This is a genomic window from Pseudonocardia sp. P-1, assembly GCF_058111925.1.
Window position 1 is genome coordinate 1,799,381 of sequence record NZ_CM176614.1, and the last position, 23,179, is coordinate 1,822,559.

21 protein-coding genes and 3 tRNA genes are annotated in these 23,179 nt (G+C 73.6%); 16 read left to right on the forward strand and 8 right to left on the reverse strand.

What is annotated here, in order from left to right; translation table 11 throughout:
- Positions 1-56: 56 nt before the first annotated feature.
- From orn to AC0GKK_RS08625, 5 genes are all read left to right on the forward strand, one after another.
- Positions 57-689, forward strand: a complete 633-nt coding sequence (orn, locus tag AC0GKK_RS08605) for an oligoribonuclease (protein ID WP_208821361.1) — start codon at positions 57-59, stop codon at positions 687-689.
- A gap of 64 nt (positions 690-753) precedes the next feature.
- Positions 754-826 (forward strand) — tRNA-His (locus AC0GKK_RS08610).
- Positions 827-907: 81 nt separating this feature from the next.
- Positions 908-980, forward strand: a tRNA-Lys gene (locus tag AC0GKK_RS08615).
- A gap of 23 nt (positions 981-1,003) precedes the next feature.
- Positions 1,004-1,076: transfer RNA gene (locus AC0GKK_RS08620), tRNA-Lys, on the forward strand.
- Between the two features lie 94 nt (positions 1,077-1,170).
- Positions 1,171-2,616, forward strand: a complete 1,446-nt coding sequence (locus tag AC0GKK_RS08625; protein ID WP_224403284.1) for an MFS transporter — start codon at positions 1,171-1,173, stop codon at positions 2,614-2,616.
- Between the two features lie 73 nt (positions 2,617-2,689).
- On the opposite strand, the gene AC0GKK_RS08630 is transcribed toward AC0GKK_RS08625, so the two are convergent.
- Together AC0GKK_RS08630 and AC0GKK_RS08635 are read right to left on the reverse strand one after the other, a co-directional pair.
- Positions 2,690-3,163: a VOC family protein gene (locus tag AC0GKK_RS08630; RefSeq protein WP_224403285.1), complete on the reverse strand. Its 474-nt coding sequence runs from the start codon at positions 3,161-3,163 to the stop codon at positions 2,690-2,692.
- Positions 3,164-3,174: 11 nt separating this feature from the next.
- The gene (locus AC0GKK_RS08635) at positions 3,175-3,933 is read right to left on the reverse strand and encodes a GntR family transcriptional regulator (RefSeq protein WP_489883551.1); all 759 of its coding nucleotides are present in this window, start codon (positions 3,931-3,933) and stop codon (positions 3,175-3,177) included.
- 147 nt (positions 3,934-4,080) lie between these two features.
- Here AC0GKK_RS08635 and AC0GKK_RS08640 point away from each other — a divergent pair, with 147 nt between their 5' ends.
- From AC0GKK_RS08640 to AC0GKK_RS08650, 3 genes are read left to right on the forward strand one after another with little or no spacing between them, the layout of a single operon-like run.
- Positions 4,081-4,713: a class I SAM-dependent methyltransferase gene (locus AC0GKK_RS08640; RefSeq protein ID WP_489883552.1), complete on the forward strand. Its 633-nt coding sequence runs from the start codon at positions 4,081-4,083 to the stop codon at positions 4,711-4,713.
- A 9-nt stretch (positions 4,714-4,722) separates the two neighbouring features.
- Positions 4,723-5,964, forward strand: a complete 1,242-nt coding sequence (locus AC0GKK_RS08645; RefSeq protein ID WP_405418810.1) for an FAD-dependent oxidoreductase — start codon at positions 4,723-4,725, stop codon at positions 5,962-5,964.
- Positions 5,965-5,996: 32 nt separating this feature from the next.
- Positions 5,997-6,968: an asparaginase gene (locus AC0GKK_RS08650; protein ID WP_489883553.1), complete on the forward strand. Its 972-nt coding sequence runs from the start codon at positions 5,997-5,999 to the stop codon at positions 6,966-6,968.
- A 9-nt stretch (positions 6,969-6,977) separates the two neighbouring features.
- On the opposite strand, the gene AC0GKK_RS08655 is transcribed toward AC0GKK_RS08650, so the two are convergent.
- Positions 6,978-7,955 (reverse strand): helix-turn-helix transcriptional regulator, encoded by a 978-nt coding sequence (locus AC0GKK_RS08655; protein WP_251786833.1) that lies wholly within the window; start codon positions 7,953-7,955, stop codon positions 6,978-6,980.
- A 203-nt stretch (positions 7,956-8,158) separates the two neighbouring features.
- Between AC0GKK_RS08655 and AC0GKK_RS08660 the strand changes: the two genes are divergently transcribed.
- Positions 8,159-8,488, forward strand: a complete 330-nt coding sequence (locus AC0GKK_RS08660) for a putative quinol monooxygenase (RefSeq protein ID WP_251786832.1) — start codon at positions 8,159-8,161, stop codon at positions 8,486-8,488.
- 22 nt (positions 8,489-8,510) lie between these two features.
- Here AC0GKK_RS08660 and AC0GKK_RS08665 read toward each other — a convergent pair whose 3' ends face one another.
- From AC0GKK_RS08665 to AC0GKK_RS08675, 3 genes are all read right to left on the reverse strand, one after another.
- Entirely contained in the window at positions 8,511-9,515 is a 1,005-nt protein-coding gene (locus AC0GKK_RS08665; protein WP_208821349.1) for a TerC family protein, read from the reverse strand.
- 109 nt (positions 9,516-9,624) lie between these two features.
- Positions 9,625-10,524 carry an SCO6745 family protein gene (locus AC0GKK_RS08670; RefSeq protein ID WP_489883554.1) on the reverse strand — a complete coding sequence of 300 codons (900 nt, stop codon included), beginning with the start codon at positions 10,522-10,524 and terminating at the stop codon, positions 9,625-9,627.
- 18 nt (positions 10,525-10,542) lie between these two features.
- Positions 10,543-11,853: an SLC13 family permease gene (locus AC0GKK_RS08675; protein WP_489883555.1), complete on the reverse strand. Its 1,311-nt coding sequence runs from the start codon at positions 11,851-11,853 to the stop codon at positions 10,543-10,545.
- A 206-nt stretch (positions 11,854-12,059) separates the two neighbouring features.
- Between AC0GKK_RS08675 and AC0GKK_RS08680 the strand changes: the two genes are divergently transcribed.
- The 4 genes from AC0GKK_RS08680 (at position 12,060) to AC0GKK_RS08695 (ending at position 16,412) form a co-directional block, all read left to right on the forward strand.
- Positions 12,060-13,337 (forward strand): NAD(P)H-dependent oxidoreductase, encoded by a 1,278-nt coding sequence (locus AC0GKK_RS08680; RefSeq protein WP_489883556.1) that lies wholly within the window; start codon positions 12,060-12,062, stop codon positions 13,335-13,337.
- Positions 13,334-14,023 carry a GntR family transcriptional regulator gene (locus tag AC0GKK_RS08685; protein ID WP_489883557.1) on the forward strand — a complete coding sequence of 230 codons (690 nt, stop codon included), beginning with the start codon at positions 13,334-13,336 and terminating at the stop codon, positions 14,021-14,023. Before AC0GKK_RS08680 ends, AC0GKK_RS08685 begins: the two co-directional genes overlap by 4 nt.
- A 65-nt stretch (positions 14,024-14,088) precedes the next feature.
- Positions 14,089-15,372 (forward strand): MFS transporter, encoded by a 1,284-nt coding sequence (locus AC0GKK_RS08690; protein WP_062404310.1) that lies wholly within the window; start codon positions 14,089-14,091, stop codon positions 15,370-15,372.
- Positions 15,373-15,935: 563 nt separating this feature from the next.
- Positions 15,936-16,412, forward strand: coding sequence for a MarR family winged helix-turn-helix transcriptional regulator (locus tag AC0GKK_RS08695; protein ID WP_073575442.1), 477 nt, complete (start codon positions 15,936-15,938; stop codon positions 16,410-16,412).
- Between the two features lie 27 nt (positions 16,413-16,439).
- Here the strand turns inward: AC0GKK_RS08695 and glpK (AC0GKK_RS08700) are convergent, their stop codons facing one another.
- Together glpK (AC0GKK_RS08700) and AC0GKK_RS08705 are read right to left on the reverse strand one after the other, a co-directional pair.
- Positions 16,440-17,957 carry a glycerol kinase GlpK gene (gene glpK / locus AC0GKK_RS08700; protein ID WP_083474585.1) on the reverse strand — a complete coding sequence of 506 codons (1,518 nt, stop codon included), beginning with the start codon at positions 17,955-17,957 and terminating at the stop codon, positions 16,440-16,442.
- Positions 17,954-18,715, reverse strand: a complete 762-nt coding sequence (locus AC0GKK_RS08705; RefSeq protein WP_178374095.1) for an IclR family transcriptional regulator — start codon at positions 18,713-18,715, stop codon at positions 17,954-17,956. The genes glpK (AC0GKK_RS08700) and AC0GKK_RS08705 overlap by 4 nt, the downstream gene beginning before the upstream one ends.
- A 302-nt stretch (positions 18,716-19,017) precedes the next feature.
- On the opposite strand from AC0GKK_RS08705, the gene AC0GKK_RS08710 reads away from it, so the two are divergent.
- From AC0GKK_RS08710 to AC0GKK_RS08720, 3 genes are all read left to right on the forward strand, one after another.
- The gene (locus AC0GKK_RS08710) at positions 19,018-19,755 is read left to right on the forward strand and encodes an MIP/aquaporin family protein (RefSeq protein WP_489883998.1); all 738 of its coding nucleotides are present in this window, start codon (positions 19,018-19,020) and stop codon (positions 19,753-19,755) included.
- 60 nt (positions 19,756-19,815) lie between these two features.
- Complete coding sequence (gene glpK, locus AC0GKK_RS08715) at positions 19,816-21,333, forward strand: glycerol kinase GlpK (protein ID WP_489883558.1); 1,518 nt, start codon at positions 19,816-19,818, stop codon at positions 21,331-21,333.
- Between the two features lie 130 nt (positions 21,334-21,463).
- Positions 21,464-23,176 (forward strand): glycerol-3-phosphate dehydrogenase/oxidase, encoded by a 1,713-nt coding sequence (locus AC0GKK_RS08720; RefSeq protein ID WP_489883559.1) that lies wholly within the window; start codon positions 21,464-21,466, stop codon positions 23,174-23,176.
- Positions 23,177-23,179: the final 3 nt, after the last annotated feature.

Consider the following 23,179-nt stretch of genomic DNA (forward strand, 5'->3'; position numbering starts at 1 on the left):
CGACGGTGACGGCCGAGGCTCGCGCCGGTCGCGCCGACGTCACCTAGGCTGTGGCGATGACCGATCGGCTGGTGTGGATCGACTGCGAGATGACCGGGCTGGATCTGGGCTCCGACGCCCTGATCGAGATCGCGGCACTGGTCACCGACGGCGACCTCAACATCCTCGGCGAGGGCGTCGACGTGGTGATCGCTTGTGACGACGCGAAGCTCGACGCGATGCCCGACGTCGTGCGCGACATGCACGCCCGGTCCGGGCTGACCGAGGAGGTCCGGCGCGCGACGGTCACGATCGAGCAGGCCGAGAAGATGGTGCTCGACTACGTCCGCACCCACGTCCCGGACGCCCGCTCGGCGCCGCTGGCGGGCAACTCGATCGCGACCGACCGCGGCTTCATCGCCCGGGACATGACCGAGCTCGACGGGTACCTGCACTACCGCATGATCGACGTCAGCTCGGTGAAGGAACTGGCGCGGCGCTGGTTCCCGCGGGTGTTCTACGCGAAGCCGGAGAAGGGCCTCGCGCACCGCGCGCTCGCCGACATCCGCGAGTCGATCCGCGAGCTGGCCTACTACCGGCAGGCGCTGTTCGTGGCCCCGCCCGGTCCGACGACCGAGCAGGCGCAGGCCGCGGCGGCCGCGGTCGCGCACGTCGCGGCACCCCCGGAGGGTGGTACGACCCCCGCCTGACACCCCCCGGAGCGGGCGGGCTACAGTGGTTCAGCGCTTCCGGGAGTGCCCGGGAGAACGCATGGTGGGTGTAGCTCAGTTGGTAGAGCACCTGGTTGTGGTCCAGGGGGCCGCGGGTTCAAGTCCCGTCACTCACCCGGTCGCCGCCTCGGCGATCGATCCCACCGCACGTCCGGGGTCGATCTTCCGTGCGTGGGCGAGGCACGACAACTCCACACGCGCCGTTAGCTCAATTGGCAGAGCAGCTGGCTCTTAACCAGCGGGTTCGGGGTTCGAGTCCCTGACGGCGCACGCAGTACCACAACTGAACACATGCGCCGTTAGCTCAATTGGCAGAGCAGCTGGCTCTTAACCAGCGGGTTCGGGGTTCAAGTCCCTGACGGCGCACCGCCACGGCCGTCCTCCTCACACGGGAGGGCGGCCGTCGTCGTTCCCGGGTTATCGTCGTCCCAGTTTCGTTAGCTCCGGACAAGGAGATGTCGTGGGGAACGACGTCGTCGTACCGGCCGGTCCCGCCGGACGCCGGCACCGGCTGCTGATCCTGGCCGTGCTGTGCACGAGCATCCTCGTCGTCTCGATGGACGTCACGATCATCAACGTGGCGCTGCCCGCGCTGGTCACCGACCTGCGCGCCTCGATCACCGAGCTGCAGTGGACCGTCGACGCCTACACCGTCGTCCTGGCCTGCTTCCTGATGCTGGCCGGTGCGACGGCCGACCGGGTCGGGCGCCGCCGCGTCTTCCAGACCGGGCTCGTCCTGTTCGGGATCGGGTCGCTGCTGTGCAGCCTGGCCCCGACGGTCGGCTGGCTGATCGGGGCACGGGTGGTCCAGGCGCTCGGCGGCGCGATGCTCAACCCGGTCGCCATGTCGATCATCACCAACGTCTTCACCGACGTCCGGGAGCGGGCCCGCGCGATCGGGGTGTGGGGCGCGATGGTCGGCATCTCGCTGGGCGTCGGCCCGGTGCTCGGCGGGCTGCTCGTGGACAGCGTCGGCTGGCGGGCGATCTTCTGGGTGAACATCCCCGTCGTGCTGGCGGCCTGGGTCCTGACGGCCCGGCTCGTCCCGGAGTCGCGGGCCGCCCGTCCGCGGCGGGCCGACCCGGTGGGTCAGCTCCTCGTGGTGGCGCTGCTCGGGTCGACGGTGGCGGCGGTGATCGAGGGGCCGCGGCTGGGCTGGTCGTCGGCGGGGGTTCTCGGGCTGGCGGTGCTGGCCGTCGTCGCGCTGGTGTCCCTGGTCGTCTGGGAGCGGCGCCACCCCGAACCGCTGGTGGAACTGCGGTTCTTCCGGAGCGCCCCGTTCGCCTCGGCGACGGTGATCGCGGTCTGCGCGTTCGCCGCGTTCGGCTCGCTGCTGTTCCTGTCCGCGCTCTACCTGCAGGACGTCCGCGGGCTCGGTGCGCTGCAGGCCGGGCTGACCCTGCTGCCGGCCGCCGTCGCCACCACGGTGGTCGCGCCGCTGTCCGGGCGGATGGTCGCCGCCCGCGGGGCACGCCTGCCGCTGGTGCTGGGCGGGAGCGCGATGGTGCTGGTCGCGCTCACCTTCTCCCAGCTCTCCCCGACGACGCCGCTGTGGCTGATCCTGCTCGCGCACGGGGTGTTCGGCTGCGGGTTCGCCCTGCTCAACCCGCCGATCACGAACACCGCGGTGAACGGGATGCCGCCGGAGCGGGCCGGGGTCGCCGCCGCGGTGGCCTCGACGAGCAGGCAGGCCGGGCAGTCGTTCGGCGTCGCGGTCAGCGGGACCGTGGTCGCCACCGCGGCGAGCACCGCCGCCGGGGTCGCGACGGCGTGGGCGGTCGTGACGCCGCTGACGGTGGTGGTCGTGGTGCTCGGCGTGCTGGGGACGACGGCGCGGGCCCGTGCCTCGGCAGCACGGGTCGCAGCGCTGTTCCCCGCGGCCCCGTCCCCCGCCCGCGCGTCCTGAGCGGGGGGCGGCGGCATCCCGCCGATGACCCCGGCCGCGGGCCGTCCGGGGACGGGCCGCGACCGGGTACGGCTCAGACGGCGAAGAGCTGCTCCGGGTCGGCGAAGGCCTTGAACTCCAGCGCGTTGCCCGCGGGGTCGAGGAAGAACATCGTCCACTGCTCCCCCGGCTCGCCCTCGAACCGCACGTAGGGCTCGATGACGAAGTCGGTGCCCGCGGCGGTGAGCCGCTCGGCCAGCGCGCGGAACTCCGGGACGCTCAGGACCAGGCCGAAGTGCGGGACCGGCACGTCGTGGCCGTCGACGGGGTTGGTCCCGGCCACACCGGCGCGCGGGGTGTCCGACGGCTCGCCGACCTGGTGGGTGACGACCTGGTGCCCGGCGACGTTCCAGTCCGTCCAGCGCTCGGCGGAGCGGCCGCGGCCGAAGCCGAGCAGCGTGCCGTAGAACTCCCGGGCCGCCTCGATGTCGTCCACCGGGATCGCCAGGTGGAACGGCGGGCGGACGGACGTGACGATCGCGGGGGTTTCCGTGGTCGGTGCGGACACTGGGGTACCTCTCATCCTTCGGTGTCGCGGCCGGACACGATGGCGTCCAGACGCAGGGGATCCCCGGACCGGAGCCGGCCGAGGAGGTCGATGTCGCACCTCGCCTCCCGTGCCGCCCAGAACGCGGAGAGCTCGCCCCGGTCGGCCGACCAGGCCGCGTGCAGGCCCTCCTGGCCGCCGTCGATGTGGGCCAGCACGAGACGGCCGAGCTCGTCGGCGTCGCCGTCGGCCAGTGCCTGCACCATGCCCCGGTGCTCGTCCTGCACGCGCTCGTAGGCGCCGGTGCCGTGCACGTAGAACCGGGAGTAGGGCTCCAGGCGGTGGTAGAGCTGGGAGATCAGCTCGTAGCGCAGCGGCAGCCGGGCGAGCCGGTACATGTCGAGGTGGAAGGCCAGGTTGGTGCGGGACCACTCGGCGGCGCCGGTCCGGGCGACCTGGTCCATGTCGCCGGCCATGCCGTCGAACCGCGCGACGTCGCGCCGGGACACCCGGTCCGCGACGTGCGGGGCGAAGCTCGGCTCGACCATGCGCCGCAGGTCGTAGATCTCGTCGATCTCGGCCAGGTCCAGCTCGGTGACGAAGGTGCCGCGGCCGGCCTCGCTGCGCAGCAGGCCCTCGCCGACCAGGGTGCGCAGCGCCTCCCGCAGCGGGATGCGGCTGACGCCGTAGCGGTCCGCCAGCTCCTCCTGCACCAGCCGGTGGCCGGGCGGGTACACGCCTTCCACGATCGCGCGACGCAGGGCGTCGACCAGCGGATCTTCCGGTGCCATGTGCTCTGTATACGGTGGATACAGCGTGTACGGAAGCCCCTCGGCGCTCGCTTAACAGGAACGACACCGACCGACACACGCCCGTCGCCGGGTGACCCGGATCGCCCGGACATGACCGGGACCGCGCGAACGGCCACGATGTACCGCATGGGCCGACCCGACCACGCCGTCTTCCTCAAACGCTCGTTCTCGAAGATGGACCAGCTCGCGACCCCGTTCCTCACCGGACGGCGACTGTGCCGCCAGCTCGCCGCCGTCGTCCCGCGCGGGACGAACGGCGTCGTCGTCGAGCTCGGCGCCGGACCGGGGGTGCTCGCCGAGCCGATCCGCGAGCGGCTCGGGCCGCACGCGCGCTACCTCGCGATCGAGATCGACTCCGAGCTGGTCGCGCACCTGCGCCGGCACAAGCCGTGGCTGGAGGTCGTGCAGGGCGACGTCGCCGACCTGGACCGGATCCTCGACGAGGCCGGCATCACCGAGGTCGACGCGTTCGTCTCGACCCTGCCGTGGGCGGTGTTCCCGCAGACCCTGCGCCTGCAGGTCATGGGCACGATCGCGCGCCGACTGGTCCCGGGCGGGGTGATGAGCATGATCATCACCTGGATGGCGCTGCCGAACCGGGTGCGGGTGCTGCGCGACCTGCTCGACACCCACTTCGACGAGGTCGTGGAGACCGCGACCGAGTGGCGCAACCCGCCGCCCGCCCGCACCTTCCTGTGCCGCCGACCGCTCCCCCCGTTCAACTCCCTCGATGGACAAGACACTCGATCGGCGAGCTAACATGGTCGGGTGACCGCGGAACGGACGATCGTCGCGGGCGGTGGCCCCGGCGGCATGCTGCTCGCCTACCTGCTGGCCCGGGCGGGCCTGCCGGTGACACTGCTCGAACGCCACCGGGACTTCGACCGCGACTTCCGCGGCGACTCCCTGCACCCGTGGACGCTCGAGCTGTTCGACCGGCTCGGGCTCGCCGGACGCCTGCTGGAGCAGCCGCACGTCCCGGCCCGGCGGTTCCGCTTCCGCACCGGTCGCGGGACGGTCACCACCACCGACTACGGCCTGCTCGACACCCCCTACGACTACGTCGCGCTCATGCCGCAGGCCCGGTTCCTCGACGTCCTCGCCGCCGAGGCGGCGACCCTGCCGACCTTCGAGCTGCGCACCGGCGCCGCGGTGAACGGCCTGCTCGGCGCCGGCACCGCCGACGACCCCGTCCGCGGGGTGACCCTGCGGTCCGGGGAGCGGATCGACGCCGGGCTGGTCGTCGCCGCCGACGGCCGGTTCTCCCGCCTGCGCACCCTCGCCGGCCTGACCGCGGAGTCCCAGGGGGCCACCACCGACCTGCTGTGGTTCGCCCTGCCCCGCCACGACGACGACCCGCCCGACGCCGCCGTCGACCTGTTCCTCGGCACCCGCAGCTACGTCGGCCTGCTCGGCGGCGAGGACCGCTGGCAGGTCGGCCTGTCGCTGCCCAAGGGCGGCTATCCGGCGCTGCGCGAGGCCGGGGTGGAGCACGTGCGCCGCGAGGTCGCCGGGCTGGTGCCGTGGCTGGCCGGCCGGGTCGGTCTGCTCACCGACCTCAACGACGCCACGCTCCTGTCGGTCGACATCTCCCGGGTCCCGGACTGGCACCGGCCCGGCCTGCTGCTGATCGGCGACGCCGCGCACGTCATCTCCCCCGTCGGCGGCAACGGGATCCTGATGGCCCTGCAGGACGCGCTCGCCGCGGCGAACCACCTGGTGCCCGCGCTGCGGGCGGGCACGGTCGGCACCGCGACGCTCGCCGCGGTCCAGGCCGAGCGGGAGCCCGCGATCGTGTCCGTGCAGAGCCGACAGGTCCGCATCGAGCGGGGCGTCGCACGGGCCCGCGAGCGCGGCCGCACCATCGCCCCTCCCGCGTTCGTCCGGCTGCTGATGCGCCTGCCCGCCGTGCGGCGGCGCTCGGCCCGGGACAACGCCTACGGTCCCGTCCCGGTGCATCCGACGCCGGAGCTGGCACGGGAGCTGGGTCTGGCCCCGGTCCCCGCCTGAGCGTCCGCCGCGGCGGACGTAGCGTCGGCCGCATGAGCACACCCGGCACCGTCCCACCCGTCCTGGCCGCCGCCGTCCCGCTGGCCGTCGTGGAGCGGGAGGGCACGGTGGAGTCGGTGCACCTGGGCACCGTCGCGGTGCACCGCCCCGGCGGCACCGTGACCGGCTCCGGCGACCCGGACGTGGCGTTCCTGCCGCGCTCGGCGCTCAAGCCGGTGCAGGCGGTGGCGATGCTGCGGGCCGGGCTGGACCTCGACGGCGAGCTGCTCGCGCTGGCCTGTGCCTCGCACTCCGGCGAGCCCGGCCACGTCGACGGCGTGCGGCGCATCCTCACCGGTGCCGGGCTCGACGAGGCCGACCTGGACAACACCCCGGACCTGCCGCTGGGGCCGGCGGCCGCGGCGGCCGTCCGCGCGGCGGGGTCGGGACCGTCGCCGGTGCTGCAGAACTGCTCGGGCAAGCACGCCGCGATGCTCGCCGCCTGCGTGGCCGCGGGGTGGCCGACGGCCGGCTACCGCGACCCCGCGCACCCGTTGCAGCGGCTGGTCCGGGAGACCGTCGCCGAGCTGACCGGGGTGCCGGTCGACCTCACCACCGTCGACGGCTGCGGCGCCCCGCTGTTCGGCACCACCCCGGCCGGGCTGGCCAGGGCCTTCGCGATGCTGGCGACGGCCGCACCGGACACCCCCGAGGGGCGGGTCGCGGCCGCGGTCCGCGCGCACCCGTGGTGGGTCGGCGGCACGGACCGGCCGGTGACCCGGTTGGCCGGCGCGGTGCCGGGCCTGGTCGTCAAGGACGGAGCCGAGGGTGTGCTGGCGGCCGCGCTGCCCGACGGGCGGGCGTTCGCCGTCACCGTGCTGGACGGGTCGCCGCGGCCGCTGCCGGTCGTCGCCCGCGCCGTGCTGGAGTCCCTCGGCGCCGGGTCCGACGCGCTCACCGCCGCGACCCGCACCGACGTGCTCGGCCACGGCACGCCCGTGGGCGCGGTCCGCGCCGTGGGCTGAGCGGTCCGGTCAGCCGCCGCCGTTCGCGCGCGCGTGGTCCGCGGCCCGCCCGAGGCGGGCGGCGACCGCGTCGAGGTGCTCCACCAGCTCGACCGGCTCGACCACCTCGAAGTCGACGCCGAAGAAGCACAGCCACACCGCCAGCGACTCCAGGGTCCAGGCCCCGGCCGCGAGCTCGCAGCGGTCCCCGCCGAGGTCGGTCACGATCCCCGACGCCGGGGTGACGTGCTCGGCGATCCGCTCCGCCGGGGCGTGGAACACGATCCGCGCCCGGTGCGGGTAGGCACCCGAGGAGATACCGCGCTGGGCGAACGCGGCGAGCCCGCCCTCCGGTTCCGGGCGCGGGACGAAGCGCGGCCCGGCGGGCAGCTTGGGCCGCATCCGGTCGACCCGGAAGGTGCGGCGGTCGTCGCGGCCGGTGTCCCAGGCGACGAGGTACCAGCGGCGCCCGGTGTGCACGAGACCCTCGGGTTCGGCGACCCGGCGGGTCTCGGTCCCGTCCCCCGCGACGTAGTCGAACCGCAGGACCTCGTGGTCGCGGCAGGCGGCGGCCAGTGCGGACAGCACGTCCGCGTCGACGGTCGGGCCGCGCGCGGCGAGCGTGGACGTCGCGGTGCCCAGCGCGGCGACGCGGCGGCGCAGCCGGTTCGGCAGGACCTGCTCCAGCTTGGCCAGGGCCCGGACCGAGGTCTCCTCGATGCCCGAGACCGACCCGCCCGCGGCGGTCCGCAGCCCGACCGCGACGGCGACGGCCTCGTCGTCGTCGAGCAGCAGGGGTGGCAGCGCGGCCCCGGCGCCGAGCCGGTAGCCGCCGGTCACCCCGGGTGTGGAGTGGACCGGGTAGCCGAGGGTGCGGAGCTTGTCGACGTCGCGGCGGACGGTGCGCACGTCGACGTCGAGGCGCTCGGCCAGGGCGGGCCCCGTCCAGTCGCGCGGCACCTGCAGCAGCCCGAGCAGGCGCAGCAGCCGCGCCGATGTCCCCATCACGACGACCAGTGTGCCGCCGATTCCGGTCCGATCCTGTCCTGGATGGCGGCGGGTGGATCGGAGTGGACCGGAACCACGGCATCCGAGGAGATCGTCGGCACCGCCTCCGGTGCGGAGGGACGGCCCCGGCGACGCCGCCCGGCCCGCCGGCCGAGCCCGCCCCGGCCCCGCGACGCCGGGAGCGGCCGTCTACGGTCGCCGCCGTGGAGACGAGCGAGCGGGTCGGCCGGTACGTGCGGATGGTGGCCCTGGAGGGACAGGGGACCGAGCTGGCGGGCGCGCTGCTCCGCGTCGCCGACGACATGGCCGCCCAGCCCGGCTGCCTCGCCTACGTCGTGAACGCCACCCCGGATGAGCCCGACGTCGTCTGGGTCACCGAGATGTGGTCCGACGCCGCGTCGTCGGAGGCGGCGCTGAGCCGCGACATCGGCGAGAGCGGCCTGGGCGACGTGCTGGCGCTGCTCACCGCCCCGCCGGACTACATCGAGGTCACCCCGCTCGGCGGGCCCGGCCTGGCCGGCCTGCCCGGCTGAGCGCCGGGCCGGCCGGACCGGCTCAGTCGCGCTGCTCGGAGCGCTCCTTGCGGGCACGCAGCGACCCGGCGTGGGCGGTCATCGACGGGTCGTTGCGCGTCTTGATCAGGCTCGCGACGGTGACCACGGCGAGGATCCCCAGGATCACGACCAGGCTGGCCATGGTCGGGATCTCCGGGACGGCCGGGTTGATGTCGACGTGGGCCCAGTGCAGGACCAGCTTCACCCCGATGAAGCCCAGGATGACCGCCAGGCCGGTCGAGAGGTAGACCAGGCGGTCCAGCAGGCCCTTGACCAGGAAGAACAGCGCCCGCAGGCCGAGCAGGGCGAAGGCGTTCGCGGTGAAGACGATGAACGCCTCCTGGGTCACGCCGAACACCGCGGGGATCGAGTCGAGCGCGAACAGCAGGTCGATGCCGCCGATCGAGACCAGCACGATGAACATCGGGGTGGCGACCCGGCGGCCGTTGTCCCGGGTGAACAGCTTCCCGCCGTCGTACTCCTCGGTGACCGGGAAGAGCCTGCGCGCACCCTTCACGACCATGTTGTCCTCGATGTCGGGGTCCTCGTCCTTGTGCCGGTAGAGCTGCACGGCGGTCCACAGCAGGAGCAGACCGAAGACCAGGAACATGAACGAGAACAGGTTCAGCAGCGTCGCCCCGACCGCGATGAAGATCGCGCGCATGATCAGGGCGAGCACGATGCCGAAGGTCAGCACCTTGTGCTGGTGCTCCTCCGGCACCGCGAACGTCGTCATGATCACGACGAAGACGAACAGGTTGTCGACCGACAGGCTCTTCTCGACGATGTAGCCCGTGAAGTACTGGGTGCCGAAGTCCCAGCCGTGGATCGTCGCGAACACCAGCCCGAACGCGATCGCGACCAGGATGTAGAACACCGACCAGGCGGTGGCCTCCTTGAATCCCACCCGGTGCGGCCGCAGCCAGCCCAGGACGAGGTCGAACGCGAGCAGCGCGATGATCACGCCGATCGTGACGGCCCATTCGAGGCCGCTGATCTCGAGCACCGGGGTCCTCCTGCAGGTCACCACACCGACCACGATGGTCGGTTGCGGAGCGCACCATATCGGGCAGTCGGGACACCGCGCCCGTCCTGAGGCCGGGCGCGGAGTGCGATCAGCCCTTCGGACGCGCCGCGAAGACCCCCTCGGCGGGGAACGCCCCGTTCGCCAGGGCCGTCCGGACGAACGCCCCGCCGAGCTCCCCGAGCCGCGCGGCTCCGTCGGCGCCGAGCGCGGACCACGGGGCGGCGCCGAGGCGATGGGTGTCGTTCTCGATCCGCTTGCGCAGCGCCGTGCCCTCCTCGGTCAGGACCGGTTCGACGGCGTCGTCCCCGGCCGTGTCGGCCGGCTGCAGCAGGCCGCGGTCCGCGAGTCCGGCGACGGCGGCGTTCCACTCGGCGGCCGACCAGCCGCGGCTGCCGCGGGCGAAGGCCACGGTGAACCCGGTGCCCGTCGCGGTCGCGGTGACCAGCGCCTCCAGCCCGGACAGCCCGGCCTCGACCAGCAGCGCGATGTGTCCGTCGCCGCGGTGCTCGCGCAGGATCGACAGCGCGTGCCAGAGGACCAGGTGCGGCGCGGTCGGCCAGGGCACGTCGAGGTGCCCGGCGGCGAGCGGGCGCCCGTCGGGGGTGACGGCCCCGGCCGCGGTCCGGGCCAGCCCGGCGGCCTCGGCCATCTCGGGTGAGGCGACGGCGTCGTCGCCCAGGGTGCGGCACAGCGAGGCGTCGGCGACGGCGAACCGCACGTCGAGCAGGTCCGGTGCGGACACCAGGTCCCACGCCCGCGGGACCGACTTCGCGACCAGGCGCGGGGAGAAGTTGTAGAACGTCGCGGTGACCACCGAGGCGCCGACCGCGCCCATCGGTGCGGCCCGCGGGGCGAAGTAGCTCATCCGGCCCGGCTCCAGCCCGGCGGCGGTGTAGGCCGGTTCGGCCTCGGGGGCGAAGTAGACCTGGGAGTGCAGCGGTTCCAGCCCACGGGCGAGGCGCCCGGCGGCGACGGCGGCGTCGTTCATGCCCGGACGTTAACCCGTTCAGAGCACCCCGGGCAGTACGAGCAGTGCCCAGGCCAGCAGCGGACCGACCAGCACGACCACGCCGGCGTAGGCGAGCATCTGCCGGTAGAAGCGGTCCCGGTCGACGTCGGCGGGCGCGTTGGCGAGCACCAGCGCCCCGTTCGTGGAGAACGGGCTGACGTCGACGACGGTCGCGGCGACCGCGAGCGCCGCCACCATCCCGACCGCGGACACCTCACCCTGCTGCAGGAACGGCAGGGCGAGCGGGATCGCGACGCCGAGGATCGCCACCGAGGACGCGAACGCCGAGAGCACGCCGCCGACGTAGCAGAGCAGCAGCGCCGCGAGCAGCGGTGCGCCGATCCCGCTGATCCCCGAGGAGACAAGGTCGACCGCACCGGCCTCCAGGAGCACGCCGACGTAGGTGACGACACCGCAGATCAGCAGGACGGTGGACCAGGAGATCCTCCCGACGACGTCCGGGCGGCGCGGGGCGACCAGCCGCAGCACGATCGCGACGGCGAGCGCGACGACGCCGACGTCCCAGCCGAACGCGGCGGAGCCGACGGCCATGAGCGCGATGCCGGCCAGCGTGATGCCCTGCTCCAGCCCCACCCGGCCGGCGACCGGGGCCCCGGTCACGGTGCCGGCCGCGGCGCCGCTCCCGGCCCCGGTGCCCCCGGCGGGGGCGGCGTCGGCGTCCGGAGCCTCGACCGGGTCGACCGTGCGCCCGACGAGCGACCGGCCGCCGAGCACCAGGAAGATCACGACGGCGATCACGACGTTGACCACGAGCGGGGTCAGGAACAGCGCGATCGGGTCGCTGGGCAGGCCCACGCCCGCCATCGTCGAGTTCACGAACGCGCCGTAGACGGTGATCGGCGAGAACGCCCCGCCGAGCGCGCCGTGCACGACCATCATGCCCATGAGCAGCAGGTTGATGCCGTAGCGCCGGGCGAAGGGCATCGCCAGCGGTGCGACGATCGCGACCGCGAACAACGCCCCGAGCCCCGAGAGCCCGCACGAGATCGCGAAGAACACGAACGGCGCGAGCACCAGCCGTCCGCGGACGGCCCGCATCGCCCAGTGGACGATCAGGTCGACGGTGCCGTTGGCCGTCGCCAGCGCGAACAGGTAGGTCAGCCCGACGAGCAGCAGGAACAGGTCTCCGGGGAAGCCCGCGAGGACGTCGTCGAGGCTCAGCCCCAGCACGCCGATCCCGACCGCGGTCGCGCCCAGCAACCCCAGTGCGCCGAGGTTGACCGGCATCGTCGTGGCGATCACGAACATGACCACCAGCACGGCGATCGCGATGATCTCGGGCCCCATCGGCCTCGCTCCTCGGTGTCGACCGGCCCGGACGGCGGTGACCGGGCCGGTCGACACCGTGACAGATCACCCACATCGTGAGCAAGCGACCACATCGCGGCGTTCCACAGTCTGGTCAACCATTGACAGTCGACCGTGCACCGGCGCACGGTGCGATCGTCGGCCACAGCGGGGTGGCACGGCGGCGCGGCGTGGAGGGGCACCGGATGGGTCTGTTCGAGACGATGCAGCAGCGCTCCACACCGGTCCGGGCCGGCGTGATCGGTGCGGGCACGTTCGCGACGATGTTCCTGCACCAGGCGGCCCGGGTGCCGAACCTGCAGGTCAGCGCCGTCGTCGACCTCTCGGAGGAGCGCGGCCGCGCCGCGCTGGACACCGCCGGGCTCACCGGGACCCGGGTCGCGACCTCGGTCGACGCGGTGCTCGGGGCCGACGACGTGGACGTCGTCGTCGAGGCGACCGGCTCCCCCGTCGCGGGCGCCGCGCACGCGCTGGGCGCGATCGAGGCCGGGCAGCACGTCGTGATGGTGACCGTCGAGGCCGACGTGCTCGTCGGTCCGGTGCTCGCGGCCCGTGCCGCGGAGCGGGGCGTGGTCTACACGATGGCCTCGGGCGACCAGCCCAGCCTGATCTGCGAGCTGGTGGACTGGGCGCGGACCAACGGCTTCGCTGTCGTCGCCGCCGGGAAGGGCACCAAGTACCTGCCGGAGTACCACCGCTCCACGCCGGAGACGGTGTGGGGGCACTACGGGTTCACCCCCGAGCACGCGGCGGGGTCCGGGCTGAACCCGGTCATGTTCAACTCCTTCCTCGACGGCACGAAGTCCGCGATCGAGATGGCCGCCGTCGCGAACGCGACCGGCCTGCTCCCGCCGGAGGACGGGCTCGCCTTCCCGCCCGCGGGCACCGACGACCTGCAGCGGGTGTGCATCCCGCGCGAGGCGGGCGGGGTGCTGGACCGGACCGGGACGGTGGAGGTCGTGTCGTCGCTGCACCGCGACGGGAGCCCCGTGGACCGGGACCTGCGGTGGGGCGTCTACGTGACGCTGGAGGCGCCGAGCGACTACGTCGCGGGCTGCTTCGCGAACTACGGGCTGCGCACCGACCCCTCGGGCCGCTACACCGCGATGTACCGGCCGTACCACCTCATCGGGCTGGAGCTGGCCCAGAGCGTGTGCGCCGCGGGGGCCCGCGGCGCGGACTCCGGGCGGCCGCGGGGCTGGGTGGCCGACGTCGTCGCCACCGCCAAGCGCGACCTGGTCCCCGGGGACCGGCTCGACGGCGAGGGCGGCTCGACCGTGCACGGGGTGGTCCGCCCGGCCGCCGCGGCCCGGACCGGCGGTTTCCTGCCGATCGGGCTGGCCGACGGTGTCACGCTGCGGCGCGCCGTCGCCGCGGGCGCCCCGGTGACCCGCGACGACGTCGAGCCGGTGACCGGGTCCGGTGTCGCTCACCGGTTGCGGGCGGAGCTGGAGGCCGGGTGACCAGCCCGACGCCGGAGGTCGGGGACCTCGCCGCCCATCCCGGCCTCGGCGACGCGGCGGCCGACCGGGTGCGGGGCCTGATCCTGTCCGGGGAGCTGCGCGACGGTGACCGGCTGGTCGAGCGCGAGCTCGCCGCGCGGCTGGGAATCAGCCGCGGCCCGGTCCGCGACGCGCTGCGCAGGCTCGACGCCGAGGGGCTGGTCGTGCTGCTCCCCCGCCGCGGCGCCCGGGTCGCGACGCTGACCGCCGACGACGCCGAGGAGATCATCGCGCTGCGCGCCGCGACCGAGCCGCTCGCCGTGCGGGCCCTGGCCACGACCGGATCGGCGGAGCACGCCCGGGAGCTCGGCCGGATCGTCGACGACCTGCACGCCGCCTGCGCCGCGCGGGACAGCGCCGCCGCGGTGACCCTGGACTTCGCACTGCACCGCCGGATCCACGAGCTCTGCGGACGACGGCGCCTGCTGCACACCTGGGAGACGATCTCGGCCCCGCTGCAGCACGTCTTCCGGCTGTCCCGCGACCTCTACGACGACCTGGGCGACATCGCCGACAGCCACCGCTCGCTGCTCGACGACATCACCTCCGGCGACCCGGCCCGCGCCGAGGCCGCCGCGCGGACCCACGTGACCCGCTTCGGACCGGAGCTGCTGCGGCGGATGCCGCACGAGGAGGGGGACCAGTGACCGAACCGGACGCATCGACCGGACCGGGGGCGACGAGGGGGCCGGACGCGGAGACCGCACCGACCATGTCGGCGCAGCGCATCGCCGTCGCCAGCTTCATCGGCACCGCGATCGAGTTCTACGACTTCTACATCTACGGCACCGCCGCGGCCCTGGTCTTCGGCACGCTGTTCTTCCCCGACCTCGACCCCCTGGTCGGCACGCTGGCGGCGTTCGCGACCTTCGGCGTCGGGTTCGTCGCACGCCCGGTCGGCGCGGTCGCCTTCGGGCACTTCGGCGACCGGGTCGGCCGCAAGGCGACTCTGGTGGTCTCGCTGCTGACGATGGGCGTCGGCACCGTCGCGATCGGACTGCTGCCGACGTACTCGACGATCGGGATCGCCGCGCCGGTACTACTGGTGCTGTGCCGGTTCCTGCAGGGCTTCGGGCTCGGCGGCGAGTGGGGCGGTGCGGTCCTGATGGCCACCGAGCACGCGCCCGAGGGACGTCGCGGGCTCTATTCGAGCTTCCCGCAGGTCGGCCCGGCGGTCGGATTCATCATCGCGAGCGGGGCGTTCCTCGCGCTCTCCGCCGCCCTGACCGACGCCCAGTTCGCCGCCTGGGGCTGGCGGGTGCCGTTCCTGGCCAGCGCGGTCCTGGTGGTCGTCGGGCTCTACATCCGGCTGCGGATCGCCGAGACCCCCGTGTTCGAGAAGGCGATGCGCGAGCAGGAGCGCGAGAAGGCGCCGGTCGCCGAGGTGGTGCGCCGTCAGCCCCGGTCCCTGCTCCTCGCGACCGGCGGAATGATCATCACCCACACGATCTTCTACACGGTCACCACGTTCAGCCTGTCCTACGGCACCTCCGAGCTCGGTCTGTCCCGGACGACCCTGCTGGTCGCGGCCATGGTCGCGGCGGCGGTGATGGGCGTGGCGACCCCGGTCCTCGCGGTGCTCTCGGACCGGGTCGGACGGCGCCGGGTGTGTCTGTGGGCCTGCATCCTGGCGGTGCTGTGGGCGTTCCCGCTGTTCTGGCTGCTCGGGACCGGTGACGGGGTCCTCATCGCAGTCGGCTTCTCGGTCGCGATGATCGCCTTCGCCGGTGTGTTCGCCCCGATGGGCGCGTTCCTGCCGGAGCTGTTCGCGACGCGCTACCGCTACACCGGCGCGTCGATCGGCTACAACGCCTCCAGCATCGTCGGCGGCGGCATCACGCCACTGCTCGCGACGAGCCTGGTCGCCACGACCGGCGCGTCCTGGCCGGTGTCGCTGCTGATCGCCGGACTGGCCGCCGTGTCGGGCCTGTGCGTGTGGGGCCTGCACGAGACCCGCACCGCCGACCTGACCGACGCCGGGGCGTTCACCCGCTGACCGCCCATCCCACCTTCACCGACGGCGCCCTCCGGCCGGGCGCCACGATCGCGAACCGCTCAGCGGAATCCGCAGTGGTGGACCGCCCGGTCTGCTACCGCTTCCCCATGCGGCGCGACACCTCCCACGACACCTCCCACGACATGCTCGGCGGACCCGACCGGAGCTCCCGGGGTATCGCTGTTCCGCGAATTCGCTTACCGGGTAAGCGAATTCGCGGGAAGGGGTCGTCGGATCCGGCCGGCGGCTCCGACCCCGACCCCGCCCGGCCACGCGGCGAGGACCGGTCGACCGTCGCGTCGGGTGGGGAGGTCCGCGGAACTCGCTTACCCGGTAAGCGAATCCGTCCGGACTCCACTTTGGGGAGCCCGCTCCCCGATGGCCTCGGATCATCGGAGGCCGTCCGAGACGTCGGAGTCACCGGGGCAGCCGGAGACACCGGGGCCGCCGGGGCCGCCGGGGACATCGGGGCCGTCGGGGACATCGGGGCCGTCGGACGGGACACGCGCGCGTGGCGGACGGAGGCGGAGGAGGACCGCCGGATCCGGGCCGAGACCGCGGAGGTGCTCGGACCGCTCCTCGCCAGGGCGGAGCTGCTCGGCTTCTACCGGATCCGGTCCGTCGCCGAGCGGTTCGGGCTGACGGTGCACGAGTACACGGTGCTCGCCGAGCTGCTGCTCGCCCGTCGGGCCATGACCGGCGCCGAGGTCGCGGAGACCGTCGGGCTCGCGACCGGAGGCACCACCCGGCTGCTCGCGCGGCTGGAGGAGCGCGACCTGATCGAACGCGAGCCGGATCCCGAGGACGGTCGCCGGCTGCTCGTCCTGGCGTCCGCCCGGGCCCACGAGATCCTCTGGGAGGACGTGACCGACACCGGCGCCCGGCGGATCGTGACCGGTGTCCCCGGGGAGTGGATCGACTGGTTCGCGCCGGTGACCGGGCGGATCCTCGACGTCGCCGTGCGCCGGTTCCAGGAGATGCGGGACCACCAGTACCGGGACCGGGTCCGACGGCGTCGGCAGCGGGCGGCAGAACGCTGAGGCGTCCGCGGCACGTCCCCGCGAGGCTCAGTCCGGGCGTGCCCACCCCGTGCTCCGCTGCACCGCGCGGCGCCAGTTGTCGTGCTCGCGGCGGCGCAGGCCGGGGTCCATCGTCGGCTCCCAGGCAGCCGCCCTGTGCCAGTTGCGGCGCAGTACCTCCGGGTCCGGCCAGTAACCGACGGCCAGGCCGGCCGCGTACGCCGCGCCGAGCGACACCGCCTCCGAACCCAGGGGGCGTTCCACCGTGAGGTCCAGGACATCGGCGACGCACTGCATGAGCAGGTGGTTCGCGGTCATGCCGCCGTCGACCTTCAGGCGGGTGACGGGCAGGCCGGAGTCGGCGTTCATCGCGTCGAGCACCTCACGGGTCTGCCACGCGGTCGCCTCCAGTACCGCGCGGGCGAGGTGGCCGCGGTGGATGTAGGAGGTCAGGCCGACGATCACGCCGCGGGCGTCGGGGTACCAGTGCGGGGCGTAGAGACCGGAGAAGGCGGGGACGACATAGCAGCCGCCGTTGTCCGGGACGGTCAGTGCGAGCGTCTCGATCCGGGCCGCCGTGGAGATCATGCCCAGCGCGTCGCGGAACCACTGCACCAGCGAGCCGGTCATCGCGATCGAGCCCTCGAGCGCGTAGACCGGCCGGTCCCCGAACAGGTAGCCGACGGTCGGGATCAGGCCGGCCTCGGACCCGGCGATGCGGGAGCCGGTGTTCTTCAGCAGGAACGCACCCGTGCCGTAGGTGCACTTCGCCTCGCCGGGCGCGAAGCAGGTCTGGCCGACCAGCGCCGCCTGCTGGTCGCCGAGGGCACCGGCGACCGGCACACCGTCCAGCAGACCGGAGCACCGGCCGTAGACGCGGGCGTTCGGCACGATGGTCGGCAGCATCCCCCGCGGCACCCGCAGCGCCGAACACAGCGCGTCGGACCACTCCAGCGTGCGCAGGTCCATCAGCATCGTGCGGCTGGCGTTGGTGACGTCGGTGACGTGCACGCCGCCGTCGGGGCCGCCGGTGAGGTTCCAGATCAGCCAGGACTCCATCGTCCCGAACAGGACCTCGCCGCGTTCGGCGCCGTCGCGCGCACCCGGCACGTGGTCGAGCAGCCACTGCAGCCGCGGTCCCGCGAAGTACGTCGCCGGGCCGAGCCCGCTGACCCGGGCCCAGCGGGCGGCGTCGGCGTCAGCGGCGAGACCGGCGACGATGTCGGTGGTCCGGGTGTCCTGCCAGGTGATCGCCCGCGCGAGCGGGACCCCGGTGCGGCGGTTCCAGACGACCGTCGTCTCGCGCTGGTTCGCGATCCCGAGCGCGACCACGTTCTGCGGCCCCAGGCCGGCGCGGCGCAGCGCGGCGGGCACGACCCGGGTCACGGCGCGCCAGATCTCCGAGGCGTCGTGCTCGGCGCGGCCCGGGCTCGGGAAGTGCTGCCGGTGCTCCCGCTGGGCGACCGCGACCATCCGGCCCGAGCGGGTGAACAGCAGGCAGCGCGTCGACGTCGTCCCCTGGTCGATCGCGGCGACCACCCGCTCCCCCGGCGACAGGCCGCTCACGTCAGTCCCTCCAGTCCGTCGGCGATCTCGGCGGCCGCGGCGACGAGCTCGACGACGACCTCCGGGCGAGCGCGGCCGTCCGCGGCGAACAGCTCCTCGACCGGGGCGCCGATCCCCAGCGCCGCAACGGTCAGCCCGCCCCCGCTGCGGACCGGCACCGCGAGCCCGCCGGCGCCCGGCTCCCAGCCGCCGGCGTCGGCCGCCCAGCCGCGCCGCCGCGTCGCCGTGATCTCCCGGGTCAGCGCCGCCGGGTCGGTCACGGTCGCCCGCGTGTAGGTCTCCAGCGGCTCGACCGCCCGCACCGACGCCGGCGCGAAGGCCAGCAGGCACCGCCCCCACGCCGTCGCGTGCAACGGCTGGGTGGTGTTGGTCCGCAGCCGCTGCGGTGTGTCGTCCGGCCGGAACACGTGGTGCACCAGGTCGACCCCGGCCCCGTCGGCGGACGGCACTCCCAGGTACACCGCGCAGCCGGTGCCCGCCGCCAGCGCGTCGGCCCAGTTCATCGCCCGGGCGCGCAGGTCGTGCCGGTCCCACGGGGTGCCCAGCCGCCCCAGCCCCTCGCCCAGCAGGTAGCGGCCCGACGACGACTCCTGCGCCACCAGCCCCTCCTCGCGCAGGGTGCGCAGCAGCCCGTGCGCGGTCGGGCGCGGCAGGTCCAGGGCCGCCGCCAGCTCGGCCAGCGCCAGCGGGCGCCCCGCACCGCCGAGCAGCCGCAGCAGCGCCGCCGCCCGCTCCACCGACTGGATCGCCCGTGCCACGCAGCGATCGTAGGCCGTCCGGACGCTCCGCGGACTGGATCATGGACCGATCGACCCGCAACGTTCGGCATCGTCGAACGATCCTCGTTGCCCACGACCGCGAGCACTCCTAGCGTCCCACGTCACACAGCGGGGCCGCCCGGTCCCGTGAGGGGGACTCACCAGGAGGGGGTTCGATGACGAGCTCCGAGAACACCGCGGCCGATCCCGCACCCGCGGAACGGACCACACGGGCGACCCCGTCGGCCGCCCCGAAGGCGCCGTCGCTGATCGGCGAGCTGAGCGCCGAGTTCGCCGGGACGATGATCCTGATCCTGTTCGGCGTCGGCGTCGTCGCGCAGGTCGTCACCACGCCCGACGGCTCCAACGGCCAGTACGACTCGATCGCCTGGGCCTGGGGCTTCGGCGTGATGCTGGGCGTCTACGTGGCGGGCCGGATCTCCGGCGCGCACCTGAACCCGGCCGTCACGCTGGCCTTCGCCGTCTACGAGGGCTTCCCGTGGCGGAAGGTCGCGCCGTTCGTGCTGGCCCAGACCCTCGGCGCGTTCGTCGCCGCGCTGATCGTCCGGTTCGTCTACGCCGACTTCATCCGCTCGGTCGACCCGAACCTGACCGACACCCAGGGCATCTTCTCGACCTCCCCGGGCGACCCGACGACGATCACGACGGCGTTCTTCGACCAGGTCGTCGGCACCGCGATCCTGGTGTTCGTGATCTTCGCTCTGGTCCACCCGCGCAACAAGGGCCCGCTGTCCAACATGGCCCCGTTCATGATCGGCATCCTGGTCGTGGGCATCGGCATGGCCTGGGGCGCGAACGCCGGCTACGCCATCAACCCTGCCCGCGACTTCGGCCCCCGCCTGGCATCGTGGATCACCGGGTACGAGACCGCGTGGGTCACCGGTGACGGCACGCCGTACTGGTGGCTGCCGATCGTCGCGCCGCTGGTCGGCGCCCTCGTCGGCGGCGGCCTGTTCAAGCTGCTGATCGACCGCTACATCCCCGCCGAGGACGCACCGCAGGAGGTCGGGCGGGCCTGACCCGGCCGAACGCCGTCCCCACCACACCCACGCCCCGATCACCGCAAGAAGGAGAGCTCAATGGCCGAGTTCGTCGGCGCCGTCGACCAGGGCACCACCTCCAGCCGCTTCATGATCTTCGACCACAGCGGCAACGAGGTGGGTCGCCACCAGCTGGAGCACGAGCAGATCCTGCCGCAGGCCGGCTGGGTCGAGCACGACCCGATCGAGATCGTCGAGCGCACCAACACCTGCCTGCAGCAGGCGCTCACCAAGACCGGACTGTCCGCGTCGGACCTGGTCGCGCTGGGCATCACCAACCAGCGGGAGACCACCGTCGTGTGGAACCGGCGCACCGGGCGCCCGTACTACAACGCGATCGTCTGGCAGGACACCCGCACCGACCGGATCGCGACCGCGCTCGACCGCGACGGCCGCGGCGACGTCATCCGTCGCAAGGCCGGCCTCCCGCCCGCCACGTACTTCTCCGGCGGCAAGATCCAGTGGATCCTGGAGAACGTCGACGGCGTCCGCGAGGCCGCGGAGAACGGCGACGCGGTCTTCGGCAACACCGACACCTGGGTCATCTGGAACCTCACCGGCGGCACCAACGGCGGGCTGCACGTCACCGACGTGACCAACGCCAGCCGCACCATGCTGATGGACCTCGAGACCCTCGACTGGGACGACGAGCTGCTCGGCTTCTTCGGCATCCCGCGGCAGATGCTGCCGGAGATCAAGCCGTCGTCGTCGGCGACCGCGTTCGGGACGACCCTCGGAGGGGGCCCGCTCGGTGGCGAGGTCCCCATCACTGGTGACCTGGGCGACCAGCAGGCCGCGACCGTCGGCCAGGTCTGCTTCGCCCCCGGCGAGGCCAAGAACACCTACGGCACCGGCAACTTCATGCTGCTGAACACCGGCACCGAGCTGGTCCGCTCGGAGTCCGGGCTGCTCACCACGATGTGCTACCAGTTCGAGGGCGAGCGTCCGGTCTACGCGCTGGAGGGCTCCATCGCGGTCACCGGCTCGGCCGTGCAGTGGCTGCGCGACCAGCTCGGCATCATCTCCGGCGCCTCGCAGTCGGAGTCGCTGGCCCGCCAGGTCGAGGACAACGGCGGCGTGTACTTCGTCCCGGCGTTCTCCGGCCTGTTCGCGCCGTACTGGCGTTCCGACGCCCGCGGCGCGATCGTCGGCCTGTCCCGGTTCAACACCAACGCGCACCTGGCGCGGGCCACGCTGGAGGCGATCTGCTACCAGTCCCGCGACGTCAGCGACGCCATGACCAAGGACTCCGGGGTGACCCTGGAGACGCTGAAGGTCGACGGCGGCGTCACCCAGAACGAGCTGTGCATGCAGATCCAGGCCGACGTGCTGGGTGTTCCGGTCTCGCGGCCCGTCGTCGCCGAGACCACCGCGCTCGGTGCGGCCTACGCGGCCGGGCTGGCCGTCGGGTTCTGGAAGAACACCGACGAGCTGCGGGAGAACTGGAACGAGGCCCGGCGCTGGGAGCCGACCTGGTCGCAGGAGCAGCGCGACGAGGGCTACGGCCGGTGGAAGAAGGCCGTCGAGCGGACCCTGGACTGGGTCGACGTCGAGTAGGACCACCCGCCCGGTGTCGCCCTCACTACACGTGGGGGCGACACCGGGCACACCCGCGATCGGACGGGTGTTCAGCGGGTAGTCCCCCGGCGGGACAGCACGAGCACGAACCACTCAGGAAGGTCTGATCATGAAATCGGTGGCGCTCTCCCCGGAGGCCCGTACCACGGCGCTGCAGGCGATGGGCGACCGCGAACTGGACGTGCTGGTCGTCGGCGGTGGCGTCGTCGGCGCCGGTGCCGCCCTCGACGCGGCCACCCGTGGTCTGACGACCGGCCTGGTCGAGGCCCGCGACTTCGCGTCCGGCACGTCGAGCCGTTCCTCCAAGCTCATCCACGGCGGCCTGCGCTACCTGGAGATGCTCGACTTCCGCCTGGTGGCCGAGGCACTCCAGGAGCGGGGGCTGCTGATCCAGACCCTCGCGCCGCACCTGGTCCGCCCGGTGCCGTTCGTCTACCCGCTCAAGCACCACGTGTGGGAGCGCTTCTACGCCGGTGCCGGCGTCGCGCTCTACGACTCGCTCGGGCTGCTGTCCGGCCGCGCCCGCGGCCTGCCACACCACCGGCACCTCACCCGTCGCGGCGCCCGCAAGGTCGTGCCGTCGCTGCGCAAGGACGCCCTGGTCGGGGCCCTGGAGTACTACGACGCCCAGGTCGACGACGCCCGCCACACCATGGAGATCGCCCGCACCGCGGCCGCCTACGGCGCGCACGTGGCGACCCGCGCCCGCGTCGTCGGACTGCTGAAGGACTCCGGCCGCGTGATCGGCGCGACCGTGCAGGACCTGGAGTCCGGGGACCGGTTCGACGTCCGCGCCAAGGAGGTCATCAACGCCACCGGGGTGTGGACCGACGACACCCAGGGCCTCGCCGGCGAACGCGGCCAGTTCAAGGTGCGCGCGTCCAAGGGCATCCACCTGGTCGTCCCGCGCGACCGGATCCGCGGCGACGCCGGGCTGATCCTGCGCACGGAGAAGTCGGTGCTGTTCGTCATCCCGTGGGGCCGGCACTGGATCATCGGCACCACCGACACCGACTGGGACCTGGACAAGGCGCACCCGGCGGCGAGCGCGGCCGACATCGAGTACCTGCTCGCGCACGTCAACGAGGTGCTGGAGCAGCCGCTGACCCACGAGGACGTCGAGGGCGTCTACGCCGGTCTGCGCCCGCTGCTGCACGGCGAGTCCGAGGCGACCTCGAAGCTGTCCCGCGAGCACGCCGTCGCCACCCCGGTGCCCGGGCTGGTCGTCGTGGCCGGGGGCAAGTACACGACCTACCGCGTGATGGCCAAGGACGCCGTCGACGCGGCAGTGCACTCGCTCGACGCGAAGGTGCCCGCCTCCTGCACCGAGAAGGTCCCGCTGCTCGGCGCCGAGGGCTTCACGGCGCTGCGCAACTCGACCCACCAGCTCGCCGCGCGCAGCGGGCTGCACCCGGTGCGGATCGAGCACCTGCTCGGCCGGTACGGCTCGCTGATCGACGAGGTCCTCGACCTCCTCATCGCCGACCCGACCCTGGCCGAGCCGCTCACCGGCGCCGAGGACTACCTGCGGGCCGAGGTCGTCTACGGCGCCTCGCACGAGGGGGCGCGGCACCTGGAGGACATCCTCGCCCGCCGCACCCGGATCTCGATCGAGACCTTCGACCGGGGCGTGGGTGCCGCCGAGGAGACCGCGACGCTGGTCGCCCCGGTGCTGGGCTGGAACGACGAGCAGATCGCCCGCGAGGTCGACCACTACGTCAAGCGGGTCGAGGCCGAGCGGGAGAGCCAGAAGATGCCCGACGACGCCACCGCCGACGCCGCCCGCCTCGGCGCGCCGGACGTGGTGCCGGTCAGCGGCTGAGCG